We start from the raw sequence: 13,273 nt of genomic DNA, 5'->3' as shown, positions 1-13,273 counted from the left end.
AATATTAATCATTCACCTTTACTTTTCCAGTTATAACTTGGTTAATTAATGCTAAACGATATTCTATTAAGAGGCTAATTAATTTCTTTGTTTGAATAATTTTCGCTTCTATTTTTGTACATTCAGACTCTATATGATTGATGATTAATTGTTGTTCTTCAATTGGAGGTAGTGCCAAAAGAGTAGATTTGATAATATCTGTATTTAGGTTTGGTTGCCCGTTTCCTTTCATTTCTTCACGATAAATTTGCGTATGTGAAAAGAAAAAATAATATAAAAAATCACGCAATAAAATACTCTTGAAGGAAATAAAAGCAACGGACCCGTCATTTATACACCCGCGAATTTTAGATATTTTCGGAACCCCTAGAGTGGCTCCACTATTGGATAAAAGAAGAGTTTCTGGATTAATTATTCGACTTAACTTGCTTCCTTCTTCTGTTAAGAATTCTTCGGTTGATTCTACAAATTTCCCATTAGCATTTGTTACTTCTTTGACAGTTATCCAATGTATGAAATTTCCCAAGAAGAAACGAGGATCTCCCGAAGGCCTTGGGCTAGCACCTCTTACAATTGTCGAGCAATGCCCTATTTTTTTTATCTCCCAGTGACATGGAATGTTTCCTAAATAATTAACATAACTGTCTTTCATTTCCATCTTAGGGTTAATGCCTTTCGTAATTGCCTCATTTATAATGGTAGTTTTTTCTTCCACATAAAGATCGATTAATTTCTTTTTGTCAGCGATTAAAGCATCGAGATCATTAGTTTTCCTATCAAGATAATTGACTATGTTGATTTGCTCAATTATTGTAGGAAGATGAATTTTTAAATTTCTTACTTGCTCTTGATTTATATTAGGTTGACCACCTCCATAACTCAGGGAAATAACATGTTCTTTTACTGAATTCAACCAATAAAATGCAAATTTATAGTCTATACTTTGAGGCTTGGCAAGTACACAACATGCTTGATTAGTAGTGGATTCAATTTTAAGTATTCCTGTTCTCCCTATAGTAGCACCATACATTGCAATCACAAGACTATCAACAGGATAAGTGCGTAAAGTAGGATAGTCATCTAATGCTTTACTAGTTATTCTTTTCGAAGTGTACCATATTTCGGAATCATCCAAATCACCTGTTTGTAGCCAATTAAAACTACCATTATCATAATATTCGCTTTCCCCAGCTGCAGGTGTGGTACCACTCCCTATTTGAGCAAAACAATAGCTGATTTTTTTTACGTCCCAATGTTCTGGAATGAGCCCAGCCCATTCAATACCAGAATCTTTATATTTATCATATTTCCTCATGACTCAAGTATTGTTTTTTCAGTCTCAAATGTTTTTTCTTCCAATGCCAAAATATCTGCCCTAATTTCAGCTAACGACCGCAGCTGTTTGAACTCATAGAAATACTTGGTGAAATTTATTTCATAACCAATTTTGGTTTTGCTATGATCAATCCACGCATCAGGAAGATGTGGTTGTACTTCCTTTTTAAAGTACTCTTCAATAGTTTGAGGTGTTAACCCAACGTTTTTATCCTTTTTCAGAAAAGGTATATTTTCATAATCTCGAAGAGACGAGTCAGGCTTAAATTGTTTGTTTTTGTCTTTGACAACCTTGCCATTTTCCTTTAGTGGTTGTTCCACTGTTATGCGCCAATATGCAAAAAAGTCATTTGGATAAATTTTGCTAAACTCATTTTCTTCGAAGTTACCATACAGTTGGGTAATAAAACCTATTCCTTTGGTGTTACCATTTTCGGCGATTTTCTTTCGCTTATTTCCAAGACTTCTATCCATTTTTTCCCAGAAGCGATTTACACTGAGTTTACCTTCTTTCGTTAATTCATCATCCTTTGCGCCGGTTGCATTTATCAATTGCACCTTTCCTTTTCGTTCCTTGCTCTTATGGTTAGTTACTATCCATATATAGGTACTGATACCAGTGTTATAAAATAATTGATCAGGAAGTGCGATAACAGCTTCCAGCCAATCATTTTCAATTAGCCATTTCCTGATATTACTTTCACCACTTTCAGCAGCCCCACTGAATAAAGGAGATCCATTGAAAACAATACCAATTCGACTGCCACCACCTTTCATCTTAGATATCATATGCTGCAGAAATAGCAATGAACCGTCATTGATTCTTGGCAATCCTGCACCAAAACGTCCGCTCATTCCTTTTCCATCCGCTTCTGCTTTTATGATTTTCTCCGCTTTTTTCCAATCTACTCCAAATGGAGGATTGGAGAGCATATAATCAAATTTTTCATCAGGTAAGCCATCAATTGTAAAGGTATTCCCAAACTTGATGTTACTTGGGTTTTGGCCTTTGATAAGCATGTCTGATTTACAGATAGCATATGACTCAGGGTTTATTTCCTGACCAAACACTTTCAGTTCTGCTTTAGGGTTTAATTCTTTTACATACTGTTCTCCAATGGATAACATACCACCAGTTCCACATGCGGGATCATACAATGTTTTTACTATTCCTTCTTGGGTGAGAATATCCTTGTCTTCAATGAAGAGGACATTTACCATAAGACGAATTACTTCGCGGGGAGTAAAGTGCTCTCCGGCAGTTTCGTTGGATTGTTCTGAAAATTTGCGAATTAATTCCTCAAAGGCATACCCCATTTCCATGGAATCCATATCCGAAAGATCAATTTGTTGAAATGATTTCACCACCTGGAAAAGAATATCCGCTTTGGGATCATCCATTCGATCAATTTGATCATCAAAATTGAAATATTCAATTATTTCCCTTGCACTAGAAGAGAAACCATTGATGTAGTTTCGCAAATTAACAGCGATATTGTCTGAGTCAGCAATCAATTTTTTAAAATTAAACTGACTCCTATTATGGAAGTTATATCCTGCAATTTTATTGAGTGCAATATCCTTGGCACTTTCTTTTAATGACTCTACTTTAGGAAGATATTTTAATACTTTATCTTTAGTGGGTTCCAGTACACAATCCAATCGCCTGAGTACAGTCATTGGTAAAATCACTTTGCCATAATCTGATTGCTTGTAATCACCTCTGAGTAGATCGGCTACTCGCCAAATTAGATCTGCTTTTTCTTTAAAATTCTTCATTTTGTATATTTAACCTGTCATCCACTTGGAGTCAGGAATATTATATTCGTTGATTGTTTTATATGTATTGTGGTATTAAATTAGTTTCTCAAGTGACCACAAATAAATTCCAGCATATCGCATGGTTCTACATCAATAGCCAACGCTATTAAATATAGTTCTTCAACTCTCAATTTTGCTGATTCCTTAAGTGTTAATTCACTTAATCTTGCTTTGCTAATTCCAGTTTTGCGTGCCACCTCTGACTTATTAACCGATTTCTGAATAAGATATTCACCAAGCTTTGTCATTGATTGTTATGATTTTCTATACATTTTTATAGAGGAAATATAAATAAGTTTAGAAAAAATGAATTCTTGTTTGTAATTATGATAGTTTTTCATTATAATTGTATTGATTTTCTGTACTTTTTTAATGAAATTCTTACCATTAAATTTTTAATAAGAATGTGTTTCGATACTTCATAACCATATTATATTGCAAACACTTAAAATATTAAGCGTATTTGCTTTATCTCGCTCCTGAAAACTACGACCTTTTGGAGATGGCGGGAAATAAGGTAAATCGCTCACGTTTTCCTTATATTTAAGGTCAAGACGTGGGCGTCCTTTTTCGCCATCGGGGGTGTCGTAGCCCTTCAGGAACGGTAAGGACTAACCCACGTCTATTTTGTTACACTCCAATTGGTTAGTCCTTACAGGCAGTTTTCTTATTTCTCCACTACTTAACACGCTGCTATGAATTGTAAGACTAACCACAATCTTCCCTCTATAGAAAAAAACATAATAATCATCCCAGGGGATCTCAAGGCATTCGAAAATTTTGTGGATACCTATCAGGAACGAATATTTGCTACTATTGCTTGCTTATCTGAACTGGGTACTGCTTGCATTATTGAGAAAATTACGATCGACGTTTTTGTTGAATTATGGCAGCAAAAGGTTCAGCTCATCCAGGAAAGGGGAATCGGTATTCTTATTTACAAAACCTGTCTTCGTCACACGCTTTTATATCTCAGACAACATGGATTTGAAGAGCGCATCCAGCTATTAAGGGATATTCTCCTTTGCAAAGAACCATTTTTAGGATTAGAAAATCTGTAACCCCTTCAAACTTACTTTATATGATCCGGAGAGACTATCCCGAAACAGAATTGTATGCCCAAAATCTCAGCAATGAAGAAATTGCTAATCCTTACCAGGTTATTTACGAGCTATTTGATTTTGACCATTTGCCATATATCCGTGAACTACATTGGGAGTTCTTTAAAGCTACCGTGACAGGTAGCTTTAGCAGTCATCTTAGCAAGAGGGAGAAGTGCACACTGGTTTTATATCATGAGAAAATTGGAAAGCTTGTAGAGGCGGCGCATATTATTAACAACCAGTATATGCAGCGCAGAAAGCTCCAGTTTGAGGATCGTACCGATCTTCAGCAGATATTAAATAGTAAAGAGAAGACGTCGGAACAAAAAATTATTGATCTCATTGTGAAGGTTGCTGAACCGGTAAGGCTATTCTTAGTAAGTACTAGTCTTGATGCTGGTAAAGAAATGGTGTTGCACGATTATCTGGTAGTATTACCTGCAGAATCCTTACCGTACGAGGAGATTAAAAGTCTGGTTGAATCGGCTTGTGCTAAGTTAGGATCAGTCATTGTTTCATTAATAAAAGAGGCTGAGTTAATCAAACTATTGGATGAAGGCCACATTTTCTACTCAATAATTTGCAGATCTACGAATCTTATTTATGAAAGGGAAGCATCAATATCGACCATGCCTGTTATAAGAAATGCCTTTGGTATTATTGAAAAGGCACGCTCCCATTTTCATGATGAATTTAGAAAGGCTGAATCTTACCTGGGAGGTGCGAAATATTATATGCGTAATAACGAAAATAATTTGGCGGCCCATTCTTTACATCAGGCAACCGAGCACACCTTGAGAGCTTTACTAATCTCTCTAATTTCCCATTATCCTTATGGGCATAATTTATCCAGAATGTTACGATATAGTCTGCGTCTTACAACAGAGCTCAATGAAATTTTTCCACAGAATACGGATAAGGAGCGCGAGTTATTATTGCTACTGAATAAGGCGTATACCCACACTCGTTATAGAAATGATTATGTAATAAATGATAAGGATTTGAATATTTTATTGGATCGTGTTACTTTATTTCAATCGACTGCGCTTAAAGTACTCGAAGAAAGACTGAATAGCTTTTGTCTGTTGGCAGAAAATTCTTGAGATACTTTTGATTAAATCCACATGATCAATATCTCATTTCCCGAATGATACAATATTAACCTGAAATCAAATAGACGGCAAACATTTTTAAATATCGGAAATTGGTAGTCAATGATTTTTAAATGGAAATCAAATCGGCACTTATGCAGATTGTCTCGTCCTTGTCGTGATTACGCTATTGTATATCATGCCTAAAATCTATCTAATTTGAGCAATTTTGTAAAAATCTGTCCAAATCGATCAAATTTGAACAAAAGTGGAAAATTAGCTCTACGCGTACTAGTATTTTTGTAGCGACAAACATTCAGCAAAAGAATTTAAAAATGAATGCCGTGGCTAAAATGGGAAATCGCATTACTGAAGAATCAGTTTTTAAAGCTATCGTTTCTGTAGGTAGGTATTCACTGTTAAGCATTATTGAGCATAACTCCACATAAAGCAACACTGATGTGAAAGCATGTTATTGGGACTAAGTAGTCTTGTTTAACGCAATACTCCAAGTAAATACTATGAATATGATTAGCCTAATATAAGTTCATCGTTATGGATAATGGGAATATCTCTGAAGTATCGACAAACGCCGCCACGCCTCATGCATCGCGGGAGTCTTCATCTACTATGGATACTCATAATATGATGTCAGTAGACTTGAGGCATACACAAGATTCTCAAATCATAGAATCACTTCATGTATTTGCGAGGATTCTGTTATCAATGCAAATGCCAGAAGCTATTAATACGAAAATTGTCAACTTAACCCTAACGCCTAAAAAACGAGCTGCATGAGTAGTTTAAGCGCCTTTGCCCAATTCGGTAACTATTCAAAGAAAAAAGCACCCCAAATCGCCGACCAGGCTGCAATTGTTTATACACGTGTATCCAGCAAAGAACAGGCAGATCATAATCTGAGCCTCGATGTTCAGCGGAAAGCTATCGAAGATTATGCACAAAGGAATAATCTTGCTATTATAGGTTATTTCGGAGGTACCTATGAAAGTGCTAAGACAGATGGTCGCAAGGAATTTATGAGAATGCTGGAATTTGTTAAGAAGCATAAGGGGAAAGTAAGCCATGTGTTGGTTTATACCCTCGATCGCTTTTCCAGGACTGGTGGCGCAGCTATAAAACTGGCAGAAGACCTAAGAGATAGATATGGTGTCACTGTATTTGCAGTTACCCAACCGGCGGATACTTCTAATCCGAGTGGTGTACTACAGCAGAGTATTCACTTTATATTCAGCCAGTATGACAATCAGCTACGTAAACAGCGGGCGATGGCTGGCATGAAGGAGAAATTTGATAAAGGCATTTGGGTAAGTAAGCCTCCGCAAGGGTATGATATCGTGAGAACAAACGGACAACAAAAGATCGTTGTGAATGAAGTGGGGAAGAAGCTACGAAAGGCTTTTATTTGGAAATCTGAAGGCATGAAAAATGAGGAAATCATTTTGAAACTAAAGGCCATGGGGGTTAAGATGTATAAACAACAGCTTACCAAAATCTTTAAGAGACCCTTTTATTGTGGTATTATCAATCATGGATTGTTAGAAGGGAAAATAGTTGAAGGCGAGCATGAAAGGATGGTTAGCCCGGAAATCTTTTTAAAGGTGAATAACATTCATACGGGTTCTGTTGGTTATGGTGTACCACACAAAAAAGAAGATAGTGCGTTGCCACTAAAGGTATTTATCAAATGTGATACGTGCCACCAGCCATTTACAGGGTATGTTGTAAAAGCCAAAGGACTATGGTACTATAAATGCCGTACTGATGGTTGTAAGTGCAATAAAAGCGCTAAACGAATGCATGAACTGTTTGAGGGCCTATTAAACCGATATTGTGTACAAGAAGAACTATTAGAGTCATTCAAATCAGTACTTATTACTGAATATAATGAAATGAACAAGGGTAACCTGGAACAACAAGACATTCTAACCAGCCAGTTAAAAGAAATAGATAAAAAGATAGATAGCCTGGAAGAAAGCCGTTTTGTGCTAAAGGAGATGACCCAGGAAACCTTTGATAAGTTTTACCCTCGTTATATTAAGGAACGCGAAAATATAGTCACCCAATTGGATAAATGTAGGCTGAGCATTTCGAACCCGGAAGAGGCAATTCAATATGCACTATCACTTTCTTCTAAATTGCCTATGGTATGGCATTCCAGTGATGCTGGTATGAAAGAGAAACTGCAAAAACTCATATTCCCAGAAGGAATCTTCTATGATCGCAAAAATGAGACACTTCGAACCGGAAAAGTAAATGAAATATTCTCGCTCATCGCGCACCTGTCGGGCAATACCCCCGAAAATGCAAAAGGGACAAATCATACTGATGATGATTTGTCCCTTTTTGCGGACCGGACGGGACTCGAACCCGCGACCTCCGCCGTGACAGGGCGGCATTCTAACCAACTGAACTACCGATCCTTCCCGTTGGGGTTGCAAATATAGAACAATTAAAATGAATTAACCAAGAGATATTTCAAAATTTCTACAAATTATTTTTTTCTAATACCTTTATTGTAAACCCTTTACGCTTTATTCTTTTTGTGAAATCCGCTACCCGACTGGGTTTGATGCTGTGTTTGCTTCGCACTGTCCGCCAGGAAAAGGCCCCAGGAATTTTCTAAAAAAGATTTGAATAAACTGATAAATGCCCGAAAAACGACAGAAAACTCACCTCTCCAAATATTAAAATAAAAAACCCCGGTGAAAACCAGGGTCGCTATTTAACGCTATAATTTGTTGCCTTGCACAAATTGTCTGGCTATAATACATAGTACTTTGGACCATCTAAAACATCTTCTTTCGGCGCTTCATACTGCTCATGCAGCATCTGGCGCAGGTCTCTTTCGATAGTACGCGCAATAGTAGTTACTGGCGTATCTGTTGGTTTGTTCTCGAAAGGATCCTGTAAACTGATACCCATACGCTCAATCAACAAGAAAGAAGCCGATATCGCTATCACCAAAGGAATCTCCATAAACCCTAAAGAATCTATCAAAGCAAACGGTAACAACAAGATGAAAAACAACACTGTGAAATGCGTGTATAAGCTGTAGGTGGAAGGAAATACGGTATTCTTGATCCTTTCACATTTACCCATCGCATCACAAAGTCTGGTCAAGGTGGCATCGAGGGATACTTGTTGATAACTGTTGATCCACTCGTTTTCTAACGCCAACTTGATATCCTTTCCATGTAAAAGCAACAGGGCAGCCGGTACATTATCATACTTCATCACATAGTTCAATTCCCTTCGTGTCAGCAATCGCTCTAGCCCCTTTACCGGATCCGTATTACGTAGTGACTGACCAAGGCTGTAACACCAGGCTGCCTGTCGCTTGATAAATCGTTCCCTGAATTGCTCTAATTCTTCTGATGGATAAGCCGTTGCTGTTAAACTTAAAATCTGTCTGGACAGAGAACGTGAATCATTTACTATCGCACCCCATATACTGCGTGCCTCCCACCAGCGGTCGTAAGCTTGATTGCTTCTAAACGCCAGCAATAATGACAATACAGTTCCCAATACCATCGGTACGGCAATTGGAATGCTTATATTCTTCATTTGAAACTGGTAATACAACATATTCACCAACATGCTGTAAATGGATACTATCAGGATCTCATATTTAATCTTACCGAATACATATCCAAACGGAATGTTCTTTTTGAGCAGCATATAATACTGTTTATTCGTTATTCAGATGCGAGCAACAAAGAGGAAATGGTTGCTTTAACCACTATTTTCCTACTTCCCGGCAAAGACGCACTCAGCTTAGGAAATTTTGATTTGGCGATCAGTTTTAGCAGGATTGTAACTGCGTTTTCCTGGTGCGTTATATTCCAAATCTGCCGGTTGTAAAATCACATCTATATTGTTAGCAATACAAAAATTCTTAAATGCAACACCAGTATCGCCGTGGAAAAATTCCACTTTCAACTGCCGCACATGTGAGGCATATTTATTCCGGATAATTTCACAACCATCCTTGAAATCGGCTGTAATCAGGTCTATATGCCTACTATTACGTGTAAAGGTGACGAGGTCGAAAATGGAATCAGGCATCCGTAAGGCATGCATGAAAATAATATTGACCATTTCATCCGGATATTGTGATACTACGCTGTGTACATAACCGAGAGATCGAATCGAAAAGTCTGTAGGAATCAGTACATTTTTCATAGCTGTTGCGTTTATGAATACAAAACTATGAGTAGGGGGTTAGAAGCCGGTAAGAAGACGGTTAAAAGGTGGTAAGAATGTGGTAAGAAAACGGTAAGAAACACACCGAATTATAATGGTAACTCAATCCTGATCTCGGTTCCAGCGTTTACTTGACTATTTACTATGATATCTCCTTTGTGCATGCGTATAATGTTCATGGCCAACGGCAACCCAATGCCGTATCCCTTGAACTGCCCAGTGTTAGAGGCTCGAAAGAATGGAGAAAATATATAAGGAATGTCCTGTTGTGGAATACCAATCCCTTGATCTTTGACAATGATGATAACTTTCTTATCTGTTGCTGCGAGGGCGATGGACACTGGCTGATTATTGGAGTATTTACAGGCATTCATTACAATATTGCTAAGCGCCAGCTCTAACAGTTGTGTATTGCCTTTCACGGTGAGCTTTTCTTCTTCCTCTGGAAAGAGGCTGTAGTCAATGTTTACATGGCTACCAGGGATCATTTTATCAATGGTATCCTTCACGGTGAATAATAACTCATCCGTTCTGACCTGGTCCCAGTCCTGCTTTTTGCCATCGAAGCCGGTCTGTGCAAGGTGAAGCAGACTTTTAGTAATATGTTCGAGTCTTCCTGCTTCTTTCAGGATATTCTCCATGGCGTATTTATAGTTCTCCTGGCTGCGGTCCTTATTGAGCGCCAGTTCTGCCTCTCCAATAATTGCTGTCAATGGTGTACTCAACTCATGAGATGCATTGCTGACAAAGTTGTTCTGGGTTTCAAAGGCGGTTTCTAGTCTGTCAAGCATATTGTTAAAAGTGCCGGCCAGTTCATTGATCTCATCCCCACTCTTGTCTACATCCAGCCGCAGGTGCAGGTTCCGGGAGCTGATACTCTTCACCTGGGTCATGATGCGCCGTATGGGCTGAAGGATATACCGGGAAAATACTGCTCCTACCACCACTAAAATTACCGCGGATACTATAAAGCAGATGAGCAATATTTTTCGCAGCCAGGCCATGTATTCCGCGCTATACTGATTGATGGCAGACACAATTACGATATATAATCCCTGTTTAGATTTATAAAGTACGCCTTCATAAAAGCGGTTCCCTTCCCGATAGGTACCACGATGCTGTATCATCACTTGGTGGTAAAAAGACGCTGGCAGCGCGAGACTACTGTCTTCCTGCATCTTTCCACTGCTATCTACTTTTAAAAAATATTCCCTTTCTGCGGGTAGTTTTTCCAGGTGTTCTTCCCTGATTTCATTATAAATAACGGAGTCAGATTCGTAGTAGGGTAAAGTGGCTTTGGCAGCTAGATAGGCACGTATTTCCAGGCGCTTGTAAAAATCCTCAAAGGAATGTTGACTGGCGAAATAATACACCAGTATCCCCATTACCATGATGGTGGATAATGTAAGTCCTGCAAATACAATCAATATCTTATGCCGTATCTTCATTATTCTCCTTCATCATGTAACCCAGTCCTGTTACGGTTTGTATCAGTTCGGGCTGATTGTTTTTATTTATTTTCTTGCGTAGGTAATTGATATAAACATCTACCACCTTCGTGTTCATGTTAAAGTCGATGCCCCATACTTGTTCCAGCAATTCCATTCTAGATAGTACCCGACGAGGATTTTTCAGCAGGAATTCTAGTAGTCGATATTCGGTGGCGGTCAGTTGTATGTTGTTACCTGCGCGGGTGGCCGCTTTGGTATCTGTATCTAAAGTCAGGTTCCCGATTTGTAATAACGCGCTATTGATAACAGGAGTGGTATTACTTTTTCTACGCAGCAAACTCCGGATTCTTGCTTCTAGTTCCGCTAGTTTAAAGGGTTTAACCAGGTAATCGTCTGCGCCGCTGTCGAGTCCCATCACGATGTTTTCCGTAGTGCCCAGGGCGGTCAGCATGAGAATAGGAGTGGCTATTTCTTCCCTGCGAATGGCTTTACACACTTCAATACCATTGAGCGCCGGTAACATGACATCCAGGATGATGAGGGAGAATGTGCGGTTGTCCAGTGCCAGTTGCAAGCCAGTGGCGCCATCCGGCGCTACGGTGACTTCGTAGCCGGCCTCTGTCAATCCGCGAGTAATCACGGATACTACAGCAGGTTCATCTTCTATGAGTAATAATTTCATCTTAAACAAATATAGGGGATTGCTATTAGCTATCCGAATTGTCAGAATTCCAAGAAGCATTTCCGGAAAAAATTTATCTTTCGCATAGAATTCCCGTTATGTATAAACGTTCGTTTTATTTAGCAACATGCATTACTGCCTGTGTGTTGATTTTATCCCAATGTATAGGCAGAAAAGAAGATCCAAGGGGAGATGCTTTTGCGGGAGACGCAACCTGCTCCAGTTGCCATCCTTCCGCATATGCTGCGCACCAGCATACTGCACACGCTTTTGCCAGCGCACCTGCGGGTGGACATTCGGTATTAGGTAGTTTTATCGCTCCAAATAATTCCTTTCTTTTTCCTGGTAATGTGGTGGTGCGCATGGAACAAAATAAAAATCGTTATTACCAATCCGCCTATGCGAATGGCCAACTCCAGGAGCAAGCTACATTTGATATCACGATAGGACAAGGCCGTAAAGCACAAACCTACCTTTCCTGGCATGATGGAAAATATTTTCAACTCCCTTTATCCTGGTTCAGACCTGTGAATAACTGGGCGAATAGTCCAGGTTTCCCTGCAACTTATCCGTATTACAAACGAGAGATTGCCAGCTCTTGTTTCGGCTGTCATAGCTCTTATGTGCAATATGAGACTCGTTTTGAAGGCGTCAGAAAAACGGAGTCTTTCCGGGAGAATAAAGTAGTGTTTGGCATCACTTGCGAACGTTGTCATGGGCCTGCGCAGGAACATGTGGCCTTTCATCTGCAACACCCGGATGAAAAATCGGCGCATAATATCACGCGCATTGGTCAGTTCACTCGGCAACAACAGGTGGATATGTGTGCGGTATGCCATGCAGGGCTGAAAACACCTCAGCGCGACTTGTTCGAGTTCCGCCCCGGGGACCGGCTGTCTGACTATATTATGGCAGATTATTTTGCTACTCCTGCGGAACAATCGGCCAATGATGTGCATGGCCGACAATACCAACTGCTGACTGCCAGCAAATGCTTCCGCATGAGTAACACGATGACTTGTACTACCTGTCACGATCCCCACCAGGATCAACGCACTGACTTAACCGCCTATACGAAAAAGTGTATGAGCTGCCACCAGCCGGGAACTGCCAATTTCTGTACCAGTAAAGAAGATATAAAGGTATTACAACAGCAATGTGTGAATTGTCATATGCCGGAACAGCCGTCTAGCGTGATTACGCTGCTGGCAGGCGGACAACAACAGCCTATTGCCGATTCGTTGCGCTCCCATTTGATTAAGATTTATCGCTAACCTGACGATAGGGAAAATGGCCTTTGATATGTTGGTTGAGGTAAGTGCCTTTGCTCTCCGCGGCTTTCAGCGCTTCGTATACTGCTGGAGGTACAAACAAATAGTCATATACGCTACCCGACTGAAAAACAATTCTCAGGGTACCCTTCTTAGGGGAATAACTAAAACTTGCAATTACGCTGGAATCCATACCAGTAGAGGCCACAAGCATCGTACCTGATTAAAGGCTGGGACTGGCAGAAATAGTCGGATTTCGACCTGAATCTGTCGGATACAACCCTGTTAAAAGTGG

11 protein-coding genes, 1 tRNA gene and 1 pseudogene are annotated in these 13,273 nt (G+C 39.4%); 4 read left to right on the top strand and 9 right to left on the bottom strand.

The genetic code is table 11. The features are described from left to right. Positions 1-4: 4 nt before the first annotated feature. The 3 genes from JO154_RS23390 to JO154_RS23380 form a co-directional block, all read right to left on the bottom strand. Positions 5-1,315 (bottom strand): restriction endonuclease subunit S, encoded by a 1,311-nt coding sequence (locus tag JO154_RS23390; protein WP_291950501.1) that lies wholly within the window; start codon positions 1,313-1,315, stop codon positions 5-7. Then, complete coding sequence (locus tag JO154_RS23385) at positions 1,312-3,114, bottom strand: class I SAM-dependent DNA methyltransferase (protein WP_291950497.1); 1,803 nt, start codon at positions 3,112-3,114, stop codon at positions 1,312-1,314. Before JO154_RS23385 ends, JO154_RS23390 begins: the two co-directional genes overlap by 4 nt. Before the next feature lie 80 nt (positions 3,115-3,194). Next, positions 3,195-3,404 (bottom strand): helix-turn-helix transcriptional regulator, encoded by a 210-nt coding sequence (locus JO154_RS23380; protein ID WP_291950493.1) that lies wholly within the window; start codon positions 3,402-3,404, stop codon positions 3,195-3,197. A 447-nt stretch (positions 3,405-3,851) separates the two neighbouring features. On the opposite strand from JO154_RS23380, the gene JO154_RS23375 reads away from it, so the two are divergent. The 3 genes and pseudogenes from JO154_RS23375 to JO154_RS26555 form a co-directional block, all read left to right on the top strand. Continuing rightward, entirely contained in the window at positions 3,852-4,217 is a 366-nt protein-coding gene (locus JO154_RS23375; RefSeq protein ID WP_291950491.1) for a hypothetical protein, read from the top strand. Positions 4,218-4,237: 20 nt separating this feature from the next. Beyond that, positions 4,238-5,362, top strand: a complete 1,125-nt coding sequence (locus JO154_RS23370; RefSeq protein WP_291950488.1) for a HEPN domain-containing protein — start codon at positions 4,238-4,240, stop codon at positions 5,360-5,362. Between the two features lie 782 nt (positions 5,363-6,144). Continuing rightward, positions 6,145-6,969 (top strand): annotated as a pseudogene (locus JO154_RS26555) (recombinase family protein); the annotation flags it as partial. Between the two features lie 748 nt (positions 6,970-7,717). On the opposite strand, the gene JO154_RS23365 reads toward JO154_RS26555, so the two are convergent. From JO154_RS23365 to JO154_RS23345, 5 genes are all read right to left on the bottom strand, one after another. Next, positions 7,718-7,791 (bottom strand) — tRNA-Asp (locus JO154_RS23365). A gap of 340 nt (positions 7,792-8,131) precedes the next feature. After that, entirely contained in the window at positions 8,132-9,049 is a 918-nt protein-coding gene (locus JO154_RS23360) for a bestrophin family protein (protein WP_291950485.1), read from the bottom strand. A 96-nt stretch (positions 9,050-9,145) separates the two neighbouring features. Further along, complete coding sequence (locus JO154_RS23355; RefSeq protein WP_291950483.1) at positions 9,146-9,553, bottom strand: hypothetical protein; 408 nt, start codon at positions 9,551-9,553, stop codon at positions 9,146-9,148. 110 nt (positions 9,554-9,663) lie between these two features. After that, entirely contained in the window at positions 9,664-11,022 is a 1,359-nt protein-coding gene (locus JO154_RS23350) for a HAMP domain-containing sensor histidine kinase (RefSeq protein WP_291950481.1), read from the bottom strand. Next, a complete protein-coding gene (locus JO154_RS23345) occupies positions 11,006-11,707 on the bottom strand; it encodes a response regulator transcription factor (protein ID WP_291950479.1) in 702 nt (233 codons plus the stop codon). The genes JO154_RS23350 and JO154_RS23345 overlap by 17 nt, the downstream gene beginning before the upstream one ends. A 143-nt stretch (positions 11,708-11,850) precedes the next feature. Between JO154_RS23345 and JO154_RS23340 the strand changes: the two genes are divergently transcribed. After that, the gene (locus JO154_RS23340) at positions 11,851-12,981 is read left to right on the top strand and encodes a multiheme c-type cytochrome (RefSeq protein WP_291950475.1); all 1,131 of its coding nucleotides are present in this window, start codon (positions 11,851-11,853) and stop codon (positions 12,979-12,981) included. On the opposite strand, the gene JO154_RS23335 is transcribed toward JO154_RS23340, so the two are convergent. Further along, positions 12,965-13,192 (bottom strand): KTSC domain-containing protein, encoded by a 228-nt coding sequence (locus tag JO154_RS23335; RefSeq protein WP_291950471.1) that lies wholly within the window; start codon positions 13,190-13,192, stop codon positions 12,965-12,967. The genes JO154_RS23340 and JO154_RS23335 overlap by 17 nt on opposite strands. Positions 13,193-13,273: the final 81 nt, after the last annotated feature.

Origin of the sequence: Chitinophaga sp., from assembly GCF_019236475.1 — a bacterium.
Lineage (GTDB): Bacteria > Bacteroidota > Bacteroidia > Chitinophagales > Chitinophagaceae > Chitinophaga.
The sequence above is the reverse complement of the archived record's forward strand: the minus strand, read 5'-3'. Positions and strand labels throughout refer to the sequence as shown.